This window comes from Georgenia sp. X1117, assembly GCF_057784635.1.
Genome location: NZ_CM173492.1, coordinates 3,113,076 through 3,130,988, shown reverse-complemented (window position 1 = coordinate 3,130,988; position 17,913 = coordinate 3,113,076). Strand labels below are relative to the sequence as shown.

At 73.2% G+C, this 17,913-nt stretch carries 17 protein-coding genes; 5 read left to right on the top strand and 12 right to left on the bottom strand.

The features are described 5' to 3' along the window. Positions 1–20 precede the first annotated feature (20 nt). Genes hemW through lepA form a run of 4 tightly spaced genes read right to left on the bottom strand, consistent with a single transcriptional unit; the run spans position 21 to position 4,790 of the window. Complete coding sequence (gene hemW, locus AC3D3D_RS14475) at positions 21–1,301, bottom strand: radical SAM family heme chaperone HemW (protein ID WP_463662490.1); 1,281 nt, start codon at positions 1,299–1,301, stop codon at positions 21–23. Further along, complete coding sequence (gene trmB / locus AC3D3D_RS14470; protein ID WP_463662491.1) at positions 1,294–2,058, bottom strand: tRNA (guanosine(46)-N7)-methyltransferase TrmB; 765 nt, start codon at positions 2,056–2,058, stop codon at positions 1,294–1,296. Before trmB ends, hemW begins: the two co-directional genes overlap by 8 nt. Next, on the bottom strand, positions 2,055–2,924 hold the full coding sequence (locus AC3D3D_RS14465) for an MOSC domain-containing protein (protein ID WP_463662492.1): 870 nt from the start codon (positions 2,922–2,924) through the stop codon (positions 2,055–2,057). The genes trmB and AC3D3D_RS14465 overlap by 4 nt, the downstream gene beginning before the upstream one ends. 3 nt (positions 2,925–2,927) lie before the next feature. Continuing rightward, positions 2,928–4,790, bottom strand: a complete 1,863-nt coding sequence (gene lepA / locus AC3D3D_RS14460) for a translation elongation factor 4 (RefSeq protein WP_463662493.1) — start codon at positions 4,788–4,790, stop codon at positions 2,928–2,930. Between the two features lie 252 nt (positions 4,791–5,042). On the opposite strand from lepA, the gene AC3D3D_RS14455 reads away from it, so the two are divergent. The 3 genes from AC3D3D_RS14455 to AC3D3D_RS14445 all read left to right on the top strand — a co-directional run bounded on the left by AC3D3D_RS14455 (position 5,043) and on the right by AC3D3D_RS14445 (position 7,296). Continuing rightward, the gene (locus AC3D3D_RS14455; protein WP_463662494.1) at positions 5,043–6,107 is read left to right on the top strand and encodes a YeeE/YedE family protein; all 1,065 of its coding nucleotides are present in this window, start codon (positions 5,043–5,045) and stop codon (positions 6,105–6,107) included. Between the two features lie 157 nt (positions 6,108–6,264). Continuing rightward, positions 6,265–6,489, top strand: a complete 225-nt coding sequence (locus tag AC3D3D_RS14450; protein ID WP_463662495.1) for a sulfurtransferase TusA family protein — start codon at positions 6,265–6,267, stop codon at positions 6,487–6,489. Between the two features lie 153 nt (positions 6,490–6,642). Then, complete coding sequence (locus AC3D3D_RS14445) at positions 6,643–7,296, top strand: hypothetical protein (RefSeq protein ID WP_463662496.1); 654 nt, start codon at positions 6,643–6,645, stop codon at positions 7,294–7,296. Positions 7,297–7,438: 142 nt separating this feature from the next. Here the strand turns inward: AC3D3D_RS14445 and AC3D3D_RS14440 are convergent, their stop codons facing one another. Genes AC3D3D_RS14440 through AC3D3D_RS14430 form a run of 3 tightly spaced genes read right to left on the bottom strand, consistent with a single transcriptional unit; the run spans position 7,439 to position 10,901 of the window. After that, the gene (locus AC3D3D_RS14440; protein ID WP_463662497.1) at positions 7,439–8,272 is read right to left on the bottom strand and encodes a transglutaminase family protein; all 834 of its coding nucleotides are present in this window, start codon (positions 8,270–8,272) and stop codon (positions 7,439–7,441) included. Next, positions 8,269–9,198 (bottom strand): alpha-E domain-containing protein, encoded by a 930-nt coding sequence (locus AC3D3D_RS14435; RefSeq protein WP_463662498.1) that lies wholly within the window; start codon positions 9,196–9,198, stop codon positions 8,269–8,271. The genes AC3D3D_RS14440 and AC3D3D_RS14435 overlap by 4 nt, the downstream gene beginning before the upstream one ends. Next, entirely contained in the window at positions 9,192–10,901 is a 1,710-nt protein-coding gene (locus AC3D3D_RS14430; protein WP_463662499.1) for a circularly permuted type 2 ATP-grasp protein, read from the bottom strand. Before AC3D3D_RS14430 ends, AC3D3D_RS14435 begins: the two co-directional genes overlap by 7 nt. 49 nt (positions 10,902–10,950) lie before the next feature. Between AC3D3D_RS14430 and AC3D3D_RS14425 the strand changes: the two genes are divergently transcribed. Together AC3D3D_RS14425 and rpsT are read left to right on the top strand one after the other, a co-directional pair. Next, positions 10,951–11,607 (top strand): type II toxin-antitoxin system PemK/MazF family toxin, encoded by a 657-nt coding sequence (locus tag AC3D3D_RS14425; RefSeq protein ID WP_463662500.1) that lies wholly within the window; start codon positions 10,951–10,953, stop codon positions 11,605–11,607. 170 nt (positions 11,608–11,777) lie between these two features. Next, the gene (gene rpsT, locus AC3D3D_RS14420) at positions 11,778–12,038 is read left to right on the top strand and encodes a 30S ribosomal protein S20 (RefSeq protein WP_463662501.1); all 261 of its coding nucleotides are present in this window, start codon (positions 11,778–11,780) and stop codon (positions 12,036–12,038) included. Positions 12,039–12,143: 105 nt separating this feature from the next. Here the strand turns inward: rpsT and AC3D3D_RS14415 are convergent, their stop codons facing one another. From AC3D3D_RS14415 to AC3D3D_RS14395, 5 genes are all read right to left on the bottom strand, one after another. Then, positions 12,144–13,304: a glycosyltransferase family 4 protein gene (locus AC3D3D_RS14415; protein ID WP_463662502.1), complete on the bottom strand. Its 1,161-nt coding sequence runs from the start codon at positions 13,302–13,304 to the stop codon at positions 12,144–12,146. Between the two features lie 152 nt (positions 13,305–13,456). Further along, positions 13,457–14,851, bottom strand: coding sequence for an MFS transporter (locus AC3D3D_RS14410; protein WP_463662503.1), 1,395 nt, complete (start codon positions 14,849–14,851; stop codon positions 13,457–13,459). 94 nt (positions 14,852–14,945) lie between these two features. Further along, entirely contained in the window at positions 14,946–15,923 is a 978-nt protein-coding gene (locus tag AC3D3D_RS14405; protein ID WP_488511924.1) for an IS481 family transposase, read from the bottom strand. Between the two features lie 110 nt (positions 15,924–16,033). Continuing rightward, a complete protein-coding gene (gene holA / locus AC3D3D_RS14400) occupies positions 16,034–17,011 on the bottom strand; it encodes a DNA polymerase III subunit delta (RefSeq protein ID WP_463663282.1) in 978 nt (325 codons plus the stop codon). A gap of 55 nt (positions 17,012–17,066) precedes the next feature. Beyond that, entirely contained in the window at positions 17,067–17,690 is a 624-nt protein-coding gene (locus AC3D3D_RS14395) for a septum formation family protein (RefSeq protein WP_463663281.1), read from the bottom strand. Positions 17,691–17,913: the final 223 nt, after the last annotated feature.

The window sequence follows — 17,913 nt, the reverse complement described above, 5'->3', positions numbered from 1 at the left end:
CCACACGTCGCGCGCGCGTGTCAGTCCGTCAGCTCCCGCACGACGGCATCCGCGAGCAGCCTGCCCCGCAGGGTGAGACGCACGCGCCCGCGTTCGGCAGGTCCGGCCTCGCACAGGCCCTGCCGGACGAGCTCCTCCAGGCGTGCGGCGGCGTCGTCGGGGGTCAGTCCGTCCGGCGAGGCGACCTGGACACCCTCGGCGAGCCGGACACCCAGCAGGAGCCGCTCCAGCTCGCGCGACCCCGCGCCGAGCACCTCCCTGCCGACGGCGGGCGAGCGGCCCTCAGCGAGGCGCGCCGCGTACGCCCGCGGATGCTTGCCGTTCCACCACCGCACGCCGCCCACGTGGCTGTGCGCACCGGGGCCGACGCCCCACCAGTCACCGCCGCGCCAGTAGGCGAGGTTGTGTGTGCTGGCGTGCCTCAGCACACCGACGGCCGGGTCGTCGCCCGGCTCCACCCGCGCCCAGTTGGAGACCTCGTACCAGGCGAGGCCGGACCCGGTGAGCAGGGCGTCGGCGACCTCGTACTTCTCGGCCTGGTCGTCCTCGTCGGGCAGGCTGAGCTCGCCGCGGCGGACCTGGGCGCCCATCTTCGTCCCGCGCTCGACCACGAGCGCGTAGGCCGAGACGTGATCAGGCTCCATCTCGAGCGCCGCCTCGACCGAGGCCCGCCAGTCGGCCTGCGTCTCCCCCGGCGTGCCGTAGATGAGGTCGAGGGACACGTCCAGGCCCAGCCGGCGCGCCCAGCGCACGACCTCGGGCACCCGCGCCGGGTCGTGCGTGCGGTCGAGCGTGGCCAGCACCGAGGGCACGGCGGACTGCATCCCGAAGGACACCCGCGTCACGCCGGCCTCGGCCAGCCCCGCCAGGACCGACTCGTCCACGGAGTCCGGATTCGCCTCGGTGGTGACCTCGGCGTCGGCGGTCAGCCCGAAGGTCTCCCGCACGGCGGTGAGCATCCGGGCCAGGTCCGCCACCGGCAGGCGCGTGGGCGTGCCGCCGCCGAGGAACACCGTCGAGACCGGCCGGCCGACCATCCCCGCCGCCACCAGCTCCGGGTCCGCCAGCACGCGGGCGGCGAGCTCGACCTCCGCCACGGCGTTGCCCGCGTACTCGGCCGCCGAGGCACCACCGCCGAGCTCGGCATTGGTGTAGGTCGTGAAGTCGCAATAGCCACAGCGCACCGCGCAGAACGGCACGTGCAGGTACACCGACAGCGTGCGGTCCCGCGCACCCGCCGCGGCGCTCACCGGGAGGCGACCGTCCGCGGGGGCCGGGTCGCCGAGGGGGAGGTCAGCCACGGCGTCGGACCGCCGTCAGGTCGGTGATCGCGCGCCCCTCGGTCTGGCCGCGCCGCTCGAAGCGCGTGAGGGTGCGCCCCTCCCAGCGTCGAGGCTCGACCGTGAGCTCGAACGCCGGCTCGGAGCGGATGACGTCGATCATCTGGTCGGCGTAGTTCGGCCAGTCCGTGGCCAGCCGCCACGTCCCGCCGGGGGCGAGCAGCTCGGCGACGACGGCGGCGAACCCCGGCGAGACCAGGCGCCGCTTCCGGTGGCGCGGCTTGCGCCACGGGTCGGGGAAGAAGGTCCACAGCTCGTCGACCGAGCCCGGCGCGAGGAGGATCGGCAGGGCCTGCTCGGCGTCGACCCCGAGGAGGCGGACGTTGTCCGCTCCGACGTCGCGGACGCGGGCGAGCGTGCGCGCGAGGCCGGGCACCCACACCTCGAGGCCGAGGAAACGGTCGTCCGGCCGCTGCTGCGCGGCGTGGGCGATCTGCTCGCCCGCCCCGCACCCGATCTCGACGACGAGGCGCGAACCCGCCGTCCGGGCAGGGCCCAGGTGGCGGTCGAGGTCGAGCCGCGCGAAGGTGCTCACGGCGGTGGCCGAGACCATCGGCAGGTCGAGCACGACGCCCTCGCGGCTCTCCCAGGCCCGCTCCTGGCGCGGCTTGAGCCGGCCGCTGCGTCGGGTGAAGGAGCGGATGCGCGTGTGGGCGGCGTCGACGTCGTGGGGTGTGGGGGCGGCGTCGCCGTCGCGGCGTGCGGGGACGGCGCTCACGGCCGGCCTCCCGCGTCCCCGCGTCCGTCGGAGCGGAGCGCGGCCGGGAAGGCCCGGGCCTCGCCCGCGTCCTCGAGCACGCCGAGGGCGGCGCGCACGAGCGACTCGTAGAGCACCGTCCGTGACTCCTCGGCCCAGTCCAGGAGGGCGCGCGCCTGCCCGGCATCCATCCCGCGGAAGGTGTCCCCGACGGTCACGCCGTGCCCCGGGACGTCCTCGAGGTCGATGCGGTCCCCCGCCTCGATCACGCCGGTCTCCCGCACGGAGAGGTAGGCGCCGCAGCGTCCGCCCGCGCGGAATCGACGCGTCCAGTCGGCCTCGCCGGTCCAGGCCGCGAAGGTGCGGCAGGGGTTCCGCGGCGCCGTGACCTGCAGCAGCGTCGAGCCGATGCGCCAGCGGGTGCCGATCACCGCCTCGTCGGTGTCGATGCCCTCGGTGACCAGGTTCTCGCCGAAGGATCCGTCGCCGAGCTCGCGGCCCGTCGTGCTGCGCGGGAGCTCGCGCGGAAGGTCGGCGCGGAGCGCGCCGTCGGCGTCGAGCTCGCCGCCGGCCTCGAGACCAGCGCCGACACCGAGATCGGCACCACCCAGCTCATCGCCGCCGAACCGCTCGACCCAGGCCTCACGCGTCTCGCGCGCGAAGGCGTACACGGCCTTGAACAGACCACCGTGGTGCTCCCGGTCGCCCTGGACGTCGCCCCACACCCCGTGCCGCAGCACGGTGAGCGGACCGTCCAGGGGCCGCTTGTCGATCCCGCTGCGCAGCCCGCGCGCGGAGACGTCGAAGAGCTCCCCGACGGCGCACACGGCCGCCACGCGCGGGACGCCGGCCGCGAGGACCGGCGTGATCCGCCCGTCCGCGACCACCGGCTACTTCTTCCCGGTGGGCGCGTCGGTCTGCAGCGCCGCGACGAAGGCCTCCTGCGGGACCTCGACCCGTCCGATCGACTTCATCCGCTTCTTGCCCTCCTTCTGCTTCTCGAGCAGCTTGCGCTTCCGCGAGATGTCACCGCCGTAGCACTTGGCGAGCATGTCCTTGCGCAGCGCACGCACGGTCTCGCGCGCGATGATCCGCGAGCCGACGGCGGCCTGGATCGGCACCTCGAACTGCTGGCGCGGGATGAGCTCCTTGAGCTTGCCCACCATGGCCACGCCGTAGCTGTAGGCCTTGTCCTTGTGCACGACGGCGGAGAAGGCGTCCACCGGGTCGTGGTTGAGCAGGATGTCGACCTTGACCAGGTCCGACGGCGCATGACCGTCCTCGTCGTAGTCGAGCGACGCGTAGCCCTTGGTCCGCGACTTGAGCTGGTCGAAGAAGTCGAAGACGATCTCGGCCAGCGGGAGCCGGTAGCGCAGCTCGACGCGGTCCTCGGAGAGGTAGTCCATCCCGAGCAGGTCCCCGCGCTTGCCCTGGCACAGCTCCATCACCGCCCCGACGAAGTCGTTGGGCGTGAGCACCGTAGCCCGCACCATCGGCTCGGTGATCTGGCGGAACTTCTCCCCCGAGGGGAACTCGCTCGGGTTCGTGACCTGAACCTCGTCGCCGTTCTCGAGGGTGACCTCGTAGACGACGTTCGGCGCCGTCGAGATGAGGTCGAGGTTGAACTCGCGCTCGAGCCGCTCCCGGACGATCTCCAGGTGCAGCAGCCCGAGGAAGCCGCAGCGGAACCCGAAGCCGAGCGCCACGGAGGTCTCCGGCTCGTAGGTCAGCGCGGCGTCGTTGAGCTTGAGCTTGTCGAGCGCGTCGCGCAGGTCGGGGTAGTCCGAGCCGTCCACCGGGTACAGACCCGAGAACACCATCGGCAGGGGCTCGCGATACCCGCCGAGCGCCTCCTCGGCCCCCCGGGTCTGGGTGGTGACGGTGTCGCCGACCTTCGACTGGCGCACATCCTTCACGCCGGTGATGAGGTAACCGACCTCGCCGACGCCGAGCCCACGGGTCGGCTTCGCGTCGGGCGAGTGGATGCCGATCTCGAGGAGCTCGTGGGCGGTGCCGGTGGACATCATCTCGATCCGCTCGCGCGGGTCCAGCCGGCCGTCGACGACGCGCACGTAGGTCACGACGCCGCGGTAGGTGTCGTAGACGGAGTCGAAGATCATCGCGCGGGCCGGGGCGTCCTCCTCCCCCACCGGCGCGGGCACGTCACGGACGATGGCGTCGAGCAGGTCGACCACGCCCTCGCCGGTCTTGCCGGAGACCTTGAGGCAGTCCTCGGGGTCACCGCCGATGAGGTTGGCCAGCTCCTCGGCGAACTTCTCCGGCTGCGCCGCGGGCAGGTCGATCTTGTTGAGCACCGGGATGATGGCGAGGTCGTTCTCCAGCGCCATGTACAGGTTCGCCAGCGTCTGGGCCTCGATGCCCTGGGCGGCGTCGACGAGCAGGACCGCGCCCTCGCAGGCGGCCAGGGACCGGCTGACCTCGTAGGAGAAGTCCACGTGCCCGGGGGTGTCGATCATGTTGAGCCCGTAGGCGGTGTCCCCGACCTGCCAGGGCATGCGCACGGCCTGGGACTTGATGGTGATGCCGCGCTCGCGCTCGATGTCCATGCGGTCGAGGTACTGGGCGCGCATGTCCCGGTCGGCGACGACGCCGGTGATGCCGAGCATGCGGTCCGCCAGTGTCGACTTGCCGTGGTCGATGTGGGCGATGATGCAGAAGTTGCGCAGCTGCGCGGGCGGGGTCGCGGCCGGCTGGATCGTCGCGGCGCGCGACTCGTCGGGGATCGGGGGCACTGAACACCTTTGCGGGGTCGGACGGTTGTGCACATGGTCGCACACGGCCCCTGCGCGGCCGGGGTCGCAGCGGCCCTGGGCGGGGAGGTCGTGGTCACCCCCGCGGCCGAGGCGACGGGCGACGACGTCGCCCCCTCGCCCTCGGCACCCCCGCGGTCTCGGATCCTGGACCCGGCCCCGAACGCCGAGCGGCCGCCAGACCGCCCCTCCTAGCGTCCAGGACGTCCTGACCATCACCCAGGGGGGAACCACATGATCCTGACCGGCCTGCTCATCGGCGTGGCGCTCGGATTCGCCATGCAGCGTGGGCGCTTCTGCGTGACCGGCGCCTTCCGCGACGTGTGGATCGGCGGGAAGACCCGCTGGCTCACCGCCTTCCTCATCGTCATCGCCGTCCAGAGCGTGGGGATCTTCGCCCTCGACGCACTGGGCGTCATCTCCCTCGGCGCGGGCGAGCTCGCCCCGGTCGCCACCATCGTGGGCGCCTTCATCTTCGGCTTCGCCATCGTCCTCGCCGGCGGCTGCGCGACCGGCACCTTCTACCGCTCGGGCGAGGGCCTCGTCGGCTCCTGGTTCGCGCTGCTGTTCTACGCGGGCTTCAGCGCGATCATGAAGTACGGCGTCCTGGCCGACGTCACCGAGGCCGCCCGCGCCCAGACCATCCCCGCGACGACGATCCACGAGTCCCTGGGCATCTCGCCCTGGTGGTTGGTCGGCATCCTCGTCGCCGCCGTGGGGTACGCGACCTACCGGCACCTCGCCGTCGAGCCGCAGGTGCGGATGGCCTCGCTGCCCCCGCGTCGACGCGGACTGGCCCGGGTGCTGTTCGAGAAGCCCTGGCACGCCTTCGCCACCGCGGTCGTCATCGGCGTCATCGCCACGGTGGCCTGGCCGCTGAGCACGATGGCGGGCCGCCCCTCGGGCCTGGGCATCACCACGCCGTCGGCGAACCTGGTGACCTACCTCGTCACCGGCGACGCCGAGCTCGTCGACTGGGGCGTCTTCCTCGTCCTTGGCATCCTCGTCGGCGCCTTTATCGCGGCCAAGGGCTCGGGCGAGTTCCGCCTGCGGGTGCCCGACGCCACGACCGTGGTCCGCTCGATCTCCGGCGGCGCGCTCATGGGCGTCGGCGCCTCCCTGGCCGGCGGCTGCACCATCGGCAACGCCATGGTCAACACCGCGCAGTTCTCCTACCAGGGGTGGCTGTCCTTCGGCTTCATGGTGCTCGGCACCGGCGCCGCGACGCACATCTTCATCCTGCGCCACCGCTCGACGGCGAGGTCCACCACCACCGAGCAGGTCCTCACCGACGCCTGACGCCCACGCGTCGACGTCGCCCCGTCACCACCGATCCGCACGACAACCCCGTCGCGCACGACACCACCGTCGCGAACGACAACGACGACAGCAACGACCCGCACGACACCACTCATCCGAAACAGCACACATCCGAACGACAGCAAGGAGACAGCTCATGCCGATCACACTCGAGACCGACGGCCAGGTCTGCCCGTTCCCGCTGGTCGAGGCCAAGCAGGCCATCGCCGGCCTGGACGACGGCGACCACCTCACCATCAACTTCGACTGCACCCAGGCGACCGACGCCAACCCGCGGTGGGCCGCGGAGAACGGCTACCCCGTCACGCACTTCGACCGGGTGGGCGACGCCGCCTGGACCATCACCGTGCAGAAGGCCTGACCCACAGCCGGCCGCACCGCCGGCTCGTCGCGGGCGGCGCCCCATCCCGGGCGCCGCCCGCCGTTCCCGTCCCGGACACCTCGGGTGTGTAGCGTCGTCAGGTCGGAGGCACCCGAACCGGATCCGTCGCCTCCCCTACCGCAAGGAGTCCTGGTGCACACCGTCACCTTCCGCCGCCGGGCCACGGCGCTCACCGCCGCCGTCGCGCTCACCACCCTCCTGGCCGCCTGCGGCGGCGGTGACGAGGAGTCGACCACGAGTGCGGAGCAGGAGGAGAGATCCTCGGAGTCGTCATCGGCGACCGAGCGGCCCGAGGTCCCCACCGACGGCGCGATCCCGCCCAACTCCGAGGCCGAGCTGCCCGAGGGCGTCGAGCACGTCACCAACACCTCCTCGGCCAACCGGATCGCCGCCGGCACCGCCGAGACCGAGGGCGAGGTCAGCGTCGAGTGCCTCGGCAACGAGCAGGGCCTCGTCGTCTCCCTGGCCGGCACGTCTCCCGACCACGGCGACCTCTCGGCCGTCCTCTCGTTCGAGAGCGGGGAGCTCACCTCCGTCGTCGTCCAGTCCACGGAGTCGCCCGACGACGGCGGCCCCATCATGTGGATGACCAGCTCGGGCCAGGGCGAGGAGCTGACCGCGACCGCGGTCTCCGACGGCGGCATCTGGACCGTCACCGGACCCATCGGCGGGTTCGACGGGCTCACCCAGACCCCGATCGAGGACGCCGAGGTCGACGTCGTCGCCGACTGCTCGGTCTCCGACGACACCGGCTCCGGCGAGTCCTCCTCCGAGGCCGCCTCGTAGCCGCACGCCGTCGCCGCGGCGAGGGCCGGCCGGCCGGAGCGGGTCCGTCCCGCGCCCGCCCCGGTCACCCCGGGCGGGCCCCGGTCACCCCGGGCGGGCCCCGGTCACTCCGCGCTGCGCAACCGCCGCACCCGGCCGCCGGCTACGCCTCGCGGGTCGTGCGCACCTCGACGGACTGCTTCGAGGTCCCTCCGCCGGAGTAGACGCCGCGCAGCGGTGAGACGTCGGCGTAGCTGCGTCCGTGCGCGACCCGCACGTGCAGCTCCCCGACCTCGGTCCGGTTCGTCGGGTCGTACTGCGTCCACCGCCCGGTGGAGAACTCCACCCAGGCGTGCGACTCCCCCAGCACGGGCTCGCCCGCGGGGGCGTCGGCGGGATGGATGTAGCCCGACACGTACCGCGCCGGGATGCCGATGGAGCGCAGCGCGCCGACGGCCAGGTGCGTGATGTCCTGGCACACGCCCTTGCCCTCCCGCCACGCGTCCGCCGCGTACCCGTGCACGGAGGTCACCCCGCCCTGGTACTCCACCCGGTCGCCGATGTGCTGGCAGACGGCGATCGCCGCGGACTGCGGGTCGGTCGACGCCGCGACCTCGCTCGCGAACCGCGCCAGGTCCTCGGGCGGGTCGGTGACGGGCGCGGGCTGGAGCCACTCCCCGAGCTCGTCGACGACCTCGGGGCGCCGCACCTCGTCCCACCCGGCGCCGTCGAACATCTGGACCGGGTCGCGCTCGACGACGCACTCGGCGCGCACCGTGAGCATGTCGTGCGGGGAGAGCACCTCGACGACGTCGACGAGCGTGCCGAAGTAGTCGGTGTAGCTCGACATGTGGGTCGCCGCGGCGACGTGCAGCTCGGTGTCGAGCACGCGCTGCCCCGGGAGCGCGGCCGGCCGCATGCGCACCTCGTTGTAGGACGCCATGACCGGGTGGTCGTAGGTGAAGGTCGTGCGGTGGACGACGCGGATGACGCTCATGCGCTCTCCCCCTTCCAGGCGGCGGGCTCGCCGACGAAGAACTTCGACCGCACGGCGTCCGCCGCCCGCTGGCAGGCCACCTGGACCTCCTCCATCTCCTCGAGGAGGTTGTCCTGCAGGTCGCTCATCGCCATGTACTCGATGCGCGAGCGCGCCCGGCCGAGGATCCGGCCCGCCTCGTCGGGCACGGCCACCTGCTCGCCGATCGTGCTGCGCAGCTCGACCAGGCACCGTTCGGCCTGGTCCAGGGAGTGCACGACGGAGCGCGGGAAGAGCCGGTCGATGAGCAGGAACTGCGCGGCCTGCCGGTCGCCGGCACGCCCGCGGGTGGAGCGCAGGAACGCCTCGAAGGCGCCCGTCGAGCGCAGCAGCGTGGTCCAGTCCGGCGCGCCCGCCGTGGTCACGGCCCGGGAGGCCACCAGCCGCGCGGTCATGTCGGCGCGCTCGAGCGAGCGGCCCAGGACGAGGAAGCTCCACGTCTCGCCGCGGCTCATCGTCGAGTCGACGAGGCCGGCGACGATCGCGCTGCGCTGGCGCACCCAGGCGAAGTAGTCGTGCGCCGAGCGCAGCAGCGCCATGTCGCGCTGGGAGTTGTGCGTGTGGTTGAGGACCTCCCACAGCTCCGAGGAGACGGTCTCGCGCGCCCGCCTCGCGCTCTCGCGCGCGGACCAGACGGTCCCGGCGATCGAGGCCGGCGAGGTCCGGTCGTAGGCGAGGCGGTCGAGGACGTCGCGACGCGCGATCTCCTCGTCCGGGTCGGTGGTCTGCCCCATGATCGCCAGGAGCGCCCGGCAGGCGGTGTCCTCGTCGACCCACGGGTCCTCGAGCAGCAGCTGCAGGTGCGTGTCGAGCAGGCGGGCGGTCGCGTCGCCCCGCTCGACGTAGCGGCCGATCCAGAACAGCGACTCGGCGATGCGGCTCAGCACGTGGCCACCTCCTCGGCCTCGTCGGCGTCCGGGGCGGCGGGGGGTGCGCCGTCGTCGCCTCTCCGGCCGTCGCCTCTCCGGCCGTCGCCTCTTCGGCCGACGTCGCCTGTCCGGCCGTCGCCCCCGCCGCCCGGCCGGGCCGCGCTCTGCTGCTGCTGCTCGTGCTGGACGCGCACGGCGCTCTCCCGGTCCGAGGCGAGCGGGACGCCCTGCGGCACGGGACGCACCTCGGGCTCGTCGGCATCGACGTCGGGCGCCGGCCGCACCGTCCGGGGGCGCTTCCCCACCACCCAGGTGTCCTTCGAGCCGCCGCCCTGGGAGGAGTTGACGACGAGCTGGCCCTCCTGCAGTGCCACCCGCGTGAGCCCGCCCGGCAGGACGAAGACCTCCTCGCCGTCGTGCACCGCGAAGGGCCGCAGGTCCACGTGCCGCGGCCGGGCCCGGCCGTCCACGAGCGTGGGCACGGTGGAGAGCTGGACGACCGGCTGCGCGATCCAGCCGCGCGGGTCGGCCCGCAGCCGGCGCCGTGCGGCGTCGATCTCCTCGCGCGTGGCCTGGGGGCCGATGATGATGCCCTTGCCGCCCGAGCCGTCGACGGGCTTGACGACGAGCTCGTCGAGGCGGTCGAGCACCTCGGCCAGCGACTCGGGCTCCTCCAGCCGCCAGGTGTCGACGTTCTTCAGCAGCGGCTCCTCGCCCAGGTAGAAGCGGATGAGGTCGGGCATGTAGGTGTAGACGAGCTTGTCGTCGGCGACGCCGTTGCCCACCGCGTTGGCGACGGTGACGTGCCCGGCCCGCGCCACGGACATGATCCCCGGGCAGCCCAGCAGCGAGTCCGAGCGGAAGGCGACCGGGTCGAGGAAGTCGTCGTCCACGCGCCGGTAGATGACGTCGACCCGTCGGCGCCCCGAGGTCGTGCGCATGTAGACCCTGCCGCCGGCGACGAACAGGTCGCGCCCCTCCACCAGCTCGACGCCCATGAGCCGGGCCAGCAGGGAGTGCTCGAAGTAGGCGGAGTTGTACACGCCCGGCGTGAGCACCACGACGGTGGGGTCGTCGACGCCCTCGGGCGCCGTTGCGGTGAGCGCACCGAGCAGGCGCCGCGGATAGTCGACCACCGGGCGCACGCGCAGCGAGGCGAACAGCTCGGGGAAGGACTGCGTCATCGCCCGCCGGTTCGACAGCACGTAGCTCACCCCGGACGGCACCCGCACGTTGTCCTCGAGCACGCGCCAGCCCTCGGCGGAGTCCCGCACGACGTCGACGCCGGAGACGTGCACCCGCACCCCGCCGGGCGGACGGAAGCCCATGGCGGCCCGGGCGAAGTGCTCGGAGGTGACCACGACGCGGCGCGGGATCACGCCCTCGTCGATCACCCGCTGGTCGGTGTAGACGTCGTCGAGGAAGGACTCCAGCGCCTTGACGCGCTGCGCCACCCCGGGGGCCAGCCGGTCCCACTCGTCGGCGGCCACCACGCGCGGCACCGCGTCCAGCGGGAAGGGCCGCTCCTCGCCCCCGACGTCGAAGGTGATGCCCTGGGCGAGGTAGCTGCGGGCCAGGGAGTCCGCGCGGGCGGCGAGCTCCTCGGCGCTGAGCCCGGTCAGCGCCTCGTGCACGGGGCGGTACGGGGCGTTGACCTGACCGTCGGCGATCATCTCGTCCCAGGCGAGGCCCGGTGGGTAGCCGTCGAAGAGGTCGCTCATGCTGCGATCGTAGGTGCAGCGCGTGCCCGCGCCCGTATCGTCTGGGGTCATGAGCATCGTCAACCGTCTCGGACGTCTCGCCCGCTCGGTCGTCTCCGACGTCACCCGCCAGGGGCGCCGCCGCCTCCAGTCCGGCGTCCGGGACGCCCTGCGCGGGGGCTCGTCCGACCGCTCCCGCGGCTCCGGTCGGCAGGGCGGGTCGACCCGGTCCGGGTCCGGTCCCGACGGCGGGCGGCACAGCGGTGGCGGGCACCCGAGCCCCCTCGACGTCGGGCGGGCCGAGCAGCGCCGGCTCGACGTCGTCACCGAGTTCGACACCTCGGCCGGCCTCCCCGAGCTGACCTACTCCCCGCGGGAGGACGAGCGTCCCGACCCCGGCGAGGTCGTGTGGGCGTGGGTGCCCTACGACGAGGACGACGGACAGGGCAAGGACCGGCCGGTGCTCGTCCTGGCCCGGCTCGACGGCGGCGTGCTCGGCGCGCAGATGACCTCCAAGGACCGCGCCGACGGCGGCGTCCACACCGACCGGCACGGCCGGTCGTGGATCGACGTCGGCACGGGCGACTGGGACTCCCAGGGCCGGGAGTCCGAGGTCCGCCTCGACCGGCTGCTGCGGCTGCCCGACGGTTCGGTGCGCCGCGAGGGCGCCGCGCTGGACCGCGAGCACTTCGGACGTGTGACCGATGCCCTTGAGTCGAGGTACTGAGCACCGCTGACTCGGTGGCGCCCCGCTGGTAGCCTGGACCGCTGTGTCGGGACCACCCCGTGGTGCCGACCGGCGCTCCGAGCGGCACCCCGGTGCCCGTGGCGCCCCGACCGATCGTCAGTACTCCCGCCGCGGCGGGCACGCACCACATCGACCGAAGGATCTCATCCGTGGCGAACATCAAGTCGCAGAAGAAGCGCAACCTCACCAACGAGAAGGCCCGCGCCCGCAACAAGGCCGTCAAGGCCGAGCTCCGCACCCACGTGCGTCGCGTCCGTGAGGCCATCGCCGCGGGCGACAAGGACCAGGCCGGCGCCACCCTCGCCGTGGCCGGTCGCAAGCTCGACAAGGCCGCCTCGAAGGGCGTCATCCACGCCAACCAGGCCGCGAACCGCAAGTCGAAGCTCGCCAAGCAGGTCTCCGCTCTCTGAGCCGCTCCCGCCGCCGGGCGGCGTGACGACGGTCGACAAGGGCCCCCTGACGGGGGCCCTTTCGTCGTTCCCGGCAGCTGGCACCGGTGGCGGCTGCCGGCGCGCCTAGCGGAACAGATCGGCCAGGCGTCGCGACTGGCGCGGCGCCTGCATGTGCCCGTCGACGGCGTCGGCGTAGTGCCCGAGCAGCTGGTCGCCGAGCGCCTCCCACGAGCGCGGCAGCACCCGACGCCGGCCCGCCTCGCCCATCCGGGCGCGCAGCGCGGGGTCCGCCGCGAGCCGGGCCACGTGCGCCACGAGCCCGGCGTCGTCCTCGGCCCCGTAGAGGTAGCCGGTCTCCCCCACCGCGACGATGTCGAGCGGCCCACCGGAGGCCGGCGCGACGACCGGGACGCCGCTGGCCATGGCCTCCTGCAGCGTCTGCCCGAAGGTCTCGTGGATGCCCGTGTGGACGAAGACGTCCAGGGCGGCGTACGCGTCGGCCAGCTCGTCGCCCGAGAGTCGCCCGGTGAACAGCGCGGAGTCGCCGAGGGCCCGCTCGAGCGAGGGTCGCGAGGGGCCGTCGCCGACGATGAGCAGGCGCACGTCGCGCCGACCGGCCAGGGCGGCGAGCCGCTCGACGCGCTTCTCCGATGCCAGCCGGCCGATGTAGCCCACGACCGCGGCACCCTCCGGCGCGCCGTCGAGCAGGCGCGCCCGCAGCGCCCCGACCTGCGCGGTCGTGCGGCGGCGGGGGTGGTACAGGACGGCGTCGACGCCCCGGCTCCACTCCCGGACCCGCTCGATGCCGTTGTCCTCGAGGTCCCTGATCGTGGGCTGCGAGGGGGCCAGCGTCACGTCGGCCATGTTGTGCACGGTGCGCAGCCACCGCCAGATGGCCGGCGAGGTCGCGGCCAGCCCGTGCTTGCGGGCGAAGCCGGCGACGTCAGTCTGGAAGATCGCCACGGTGGGGATCCCCCGCCAGCGCGCCTCGGTGACCGCCTGCGCGCCCAGGCCGAAGGGGGCGGCGGCGTGCAGGACGTGCGGGTCGAAGGCGTCGAGGATCCGCGAGATCGAGGAGGAGACGAGCCCCACCTGCAGCCCGCCGTACTTGAAGGAGGGGACGGTGACGACGGGGAACCCGTTGTACTGGCGCGGCGCCGGACCGGGGCAGACCACGATCGCCTCGTGGCCGCGCAGGCGGAGGTGGTCCAGGACCCGCAGCACGGAGTTCGTCACGCCGTTGGTCGACGGGATGAACGACTCGGTGACGATCGCGACGCGCATCGGGCCACGATCGCCACCACGGGTGACCGGTCGGCTGCGCACACCCCCGATTCTGGTGTCCGACGGGTGAACGTCGCGTGCATCGCGCGGGGAGCGCTCCCCGCCGACCGGATCGTCGGCCTCCGGCACGCCCACCTCCTTGTCCTCGCGGTCTACTCCAGGGCCTGGCCGCGCTTCTCCGTCAGCAGCAGTGCCCCGACCGCGGCGAGCGCGAAGGCCGCCGCGAAGACGGCGAACGCCAGCGGGGCGCCGCCGGCCCTGAGGAACAACGGTACGGCGAAGGGGGCGACGATGGAGGCGATGCGTCCGAAGCCGGCCGCCCAGCCCGCCCCCGAGCCACGCACCACGGTGGGGTACATCTCCGGGGTGACCGCGTACAGCGCGCCCCAGGCGCCCAGGCAGAAGAAGGACAGCACGCAGCCGGCGGCGATGATCTCCCACGGCTCCTCGGCGAGCGCGAACAGGCCCGCGGCCACGCCCGAGCCGACGAGGAAGGAGGCCAGCGTCGCCCGGCGGCCCCAGACCTCGATGAGGACGGCCGCCACTGCGTACCCGGGGAGCTGGGCGAGGGTGATGATGACGACGTACCCGAAGGACCTCGTCAGCGAGCCGCCGTCGGCGCTGAGGATCGTCGGCAGCCAGGTGAAGGCGCCGTAGTAGGCGAAGTTGAGGAAGAACCATGCCATCCACAGGCCGATCGTCCGACGCCGGAGCCGGCCCACGAACAGCGAGGCCACGCCGGGCCGGAGCTGCTCGTCCTCCGGGCTCGCCTCGGGCTCGACGATGGCGGCCGAGGCCCGCACCTGCCCGGTCCCGCCCCCGCCGAGCGGCGGCGAGCTCTCGAAGGCTCGGACGGCGCGCTCGGCCGCCCCGTGGCGCCCGCGCGACTCGAGGTAGCGCACCGACTCGGGGATGCGGGCCCGCACGTACAGGGCGAACACCGCCGGGACCGCGCCCAGTGCCAGCGCCCAGCGCCACCCGCCCTCCTGGTCGGCGACGACCAGGTAGCCGATGACTGCGGCCAGGAGCCAGCCCACGGCCCAGAAGGCCTCGAGGATGACGATGACGCGGCCCCGGATGCGCGCCGGGGAGTACTCGGAGACCAGGGTCGAGGCCACGGGCAGCTCCGAGCCGAGCCCCAGCCCGACGATGAAGCGCAGCACCACGAACAGCGCCAGGGACGTCGCCAGGGCCGAGGCCCCGGTGGCCAGCCCGTAGACGAGCAGCGTGAGGGCGAAGACCGTGCGCCGGCCGATCTTGTCGGCCAGCAGTCCGCCGAAGGAGGCGCCGACGGCCATCCCGGCGAAGCCCATGGAGATCGCCAGGCTGATCTGGCCGTCGCTCAGGTCCCACTCGCGGGCCAGGGCGGCGATGACGAAGGAGATCATCCCGACGTCCATCGCGTCCAGCGCCCAGCCGATGCCCGAACCGGTGAGCAGGCGACCGTGCCGACGGGTGAACGGCAGCCGGTCCAGCCGCTCGGAGCGGGTCAGGGTGCCGCTGGAGCCGTCCCCGGGGCCGGACCCTCCCGCGCTGGAGTCGGTCATCGGGCGTCCCTTCGTGGTGCGTCGTCGATGGACATGCCGGGTCAACCTACTCGGTGCGTCGGGGCCGGCCCGCGTGCCGCCACGACATGAACGGCTAGTTGTTGTGTCCACGCAGGTTGGGTACGAGGTCGGCTGGTGATCTGCCGCCGAGTGCGGTGTGACCGCGGTGGTGATTGTAGGTGTGGAGCCAGTCGGTGAAGCTTCCAGCACGGTCTGACTCGGAGGAGTAGGGCCTGACGTAGGCCCATTCCTCGAGGAGGGTGCGGTTGAACCTCTCCACCTTCCCGTTGGTCTGGGGGCGGTAGGGCCGGGTTCGTTTGTGCGCGATGGTCTCGCCGAGGGCGTTGGCGAAGGTCCGGGAGCGGTAGCAGGCGCCGTTGTCGGTCAGTACCCGCTGGACGGTGACCCCGACCGAGGCGAAGTAGGCGTTGGCACGCTGCCAGAATGCGGCGGCGGTCTCCTTGCGTTCGTCGGTGAGCAGCTCGCTGTAGCCGAGCCGGCTGTGGTCGTCGACGGCGTTGTGGATGTACCAGTAGCCGATCTTGCCGCGCTTGGTGTTCTTCCGTCCGACTGCCCTGCCCAGCACCCTGTGGCCGCCGCCGTCGGGGATCTTGCCGAGCTTCTTGATGTCGACATGGACCAGGTCGCCGGGCGCGTCGTGGACATAGCTGTTGACCTTGCGCCGGGACCACTTGATCCGGACCCCGGTGGCCGGGTCGGTCCAGGCCAGCGGCGGGCAGGCGTAGCGGCGCAGGATCTTGTGCACCGTGGAAACCGCCATCCGCAATCGGTAGGCGATCCGAGCCGGCCCCCAGCGCCGCGAGACCCGCAGCCCGATCACGCGCCGCTCGACACGGGTCGCGGTCCGATGGGGCGAGAGAGCCGGCCGGGAGGATCGATCTACCAAGCCGGCGCGGCCCTCGGCCAGGTACCGATCGGCCCACCTCCTGGCCGTGGTCACCGAGCAGTTCCACCGCTCGGCAGCACGGGCCAGCGTCCATCCCTTGTCAACGACGAGCTGGGCCAGTCGCAACCGACCAGCAGGGGTTAATCGAGCGTTAGCGTGGGACACGAAGGCCTCCGGTTTGTGAGATGCGAATGCTTGGTCGCTTCACACCTCACCCGGAGGTCTTCGTCATCGTCTAGCAGCCACGCCGTACCTAACGTCCGTGGACAGAACAGCTAGTGGTTGCGCGCCCGGACGATGCGGTGGATCGCGCGCTCGGTGGCGAAGACGGGGTCCCGGGACAGACCCTTGACCTCGGCGTCGGCCGCGGCCACGGCACCGATCGCGGCCGCCAGGCCGTGCGGCGTCCACGCCGTGAGGTCGCGCCGGGCCCGGTCGACCTGCCAGGGCGCCAGTCCCTTGGGCGCCCCGCCGCCACGGGAGGCCGAGACGATCGCCATGGTCCGCAGCTTGCTGGCCAGGGCCGCCACGACGGGCACCGGCCCGGTGCCGGTGGCGACCGCGTGCCTCAGCAGCGCCACGGCCTGTCCGTGCCGGCCGGCGATCGCGGCGTCGGCCACCTCGAAGCCGGTCGCCTCGACGCGTCCGGCGTGGAAGCGGCGGACCTGGTCGGCCGTGATCTCCCCGCCCGAGTCGGCGAGCAGCTGCGCGACGGAGGAGGCCAGCTCGGCGACGTCGGAGCCCAGCGCGTCGACCAGGTCGGTGACCGCGGCCGGCTCGATGCGCCCGCGCGCCCGCCGCACGTCCGCCCGCACGAGCTCGGCCTTGTCCGAGTCCCGCTTGAGCGCCTCGCACCGCACGACGGGGTACCCGGCCTTCTCCACGGCGTCGAGCAGCTTCTTTCCCCGGGTCCCGCTCTGGTGGCGCAGCAGCAGCACGACGTCGTCGGCCGGGTCCTCGAGGTAGGCCAGCGCGTCCTCGAGGAGGGCGTCCGTCATCGCCTCGAGGTGCTCGACGTGCACGAGCCGCGGCTCCCCGAACAGGGAGGCGCTCGTCAGCAGGGCGAGGCGGCCCTTCTCGTAGGCGGCCGCCTCGATCCGGGTGATCTCGACGTCGGGGTCCCGCTCGCGGACCTGGCTGACGACGGACTGCTCGGCCCGTTCGGCGAGCACGGCCTCCGGCCCGCGGACGAGCACGACGGCGGCGGGTCCGACGGTCTCCCAGGTGGGGGCGGCGGAGCGGCGGGCGGGCACGGGCCCAGCCTGCCACGGGCCGGTGACGGTGCGCCGAGCCGGTCCACCGGCCCGGTCAGGACAGCGACTGGAAGGCCGACTCCTCCTCGTCCCCGCCGACGATGAGGCACAGGACCTCGGTGTCGCCGTCGTCGTCCCAGGTCTCCTCGGAGGGGGTCAGCGCCTCGACGGTGAACCCGCCCTCGGCGGCCGGTCCACCGAGGTAGGCCTCGAGCTGGGACCCGCACCGCGAGGTGGCCTCGTCCGAGACGACGTCGTCGCCCGGGTAGTCCCCGTCGGGGAGGTTGAAGGTGTAGAAGACCTCGGCACCGTGCTCCTCGTCGCAGGACACGCGCGGGCCCGGTTCGGGGTCCTCGAGGCACTGGCCGGGGTCGGCCGTGAACACCCCGTCCGATCCCTCGACGGGCCGGCCGGTGTCGAAGTCGGAGAGGTCGACCTCGGGCTCGCGCGTGGGCAGACCGGTGCTGCTCTCCTGCTCGGAGTCATCCTGGGCGGTGGGCGTCTCCGCGCTGGGTGTCTCCACCGGAGCGATCGTCACGTCCTCCGTGCCGTCGCTGCCGGAGGACCCGGCGCCGTCGTCCGTCGTCCGCCCGCACGCCGCGAGGGCCAGTCCGGCGAGCACGAGCGCGCTCGTCGCACCCACGCGACGGCGCCGCATCCGTGCGGAAGATCGAGGCATCGAGAGTCCCTTCGTCGGCCGGCGGCTCCGGCGTCGGCGTGACAGGTTACGCGGCGCCGTGCCGGGACAGTACGAACACTGTTCCGCCCGGACGGTGAGACGGTGATGAGAGCCCGCTCCAGGACGCCTGCCCCGGGCACGAAACTCCTGACCCGGGCATGGCCCACCTGACCCGGGCACGCCGAAGGGCCGGCGCGATGCGCCGGCCCTTCGTCGTCGTGCT

Bases quoted from the DNA above. Each gene is read 5' to 3' on its own strand.
- AC3D3D_RS14455 (WP_463662494.1), top strand. From the start codon at position 5,043: ATGATCCTGACCGGCCTGCTCATCGGCGTGGCGCTCGGATTCGCCATG.
- AC3D3D_RS14450 (WP_463662495.1), top strand. From the start codon at position 6,265: ATGCCGATCACACTCGAGACCGACGGCCAGGTCTGCCCGTTCCCGCTG.
- AC3D3D_RS14440 (WP_463662497.1), bottom strand. From the start codon at position 8,272: ATGAGCGTCATCCGCGTCGTCCACCGCACGACCTTCACCTACGACCAC.
- AC3D3D_RS14430 (WP_463662499.1), bottom strand. From the start codon at position 10,901: ATGAGCGACCTCTTCGACGGCTACCCACCGGGCCTCGCCTGGGACGAG.
- AC3D3D_RS14425 (WP_463662500.1), top strand. From the start codon at position 10,951: ATGAGCATCGTCAACCGTCTCGGACGTCTCGCCCGCTCGGTCGTCTCC.
- AC3D3D_RS14415 (WP_463662502.1), bottom strand. From the start codon at position 13,304: ATGCGCGTCGCGATCGTCACCGAGTCGTTCATCCCGTCGACCAACGGC.
- AC3D3D_RS14410 (WP_463662503.1), bottom strand. From the start codon at position 14,851: ATGACCGACTCCAGCGCGGGAGGGTCCGGCCCCGGGGACGGCTCCAGC.
- AC3D3D_RS14395 (WP_463663281.1), bottom strand. From the start codon at position 17,690: ATGCCTCGATCTTCCGCACGGATGCGGCGCCGTCGCGTGGGTGCGACG.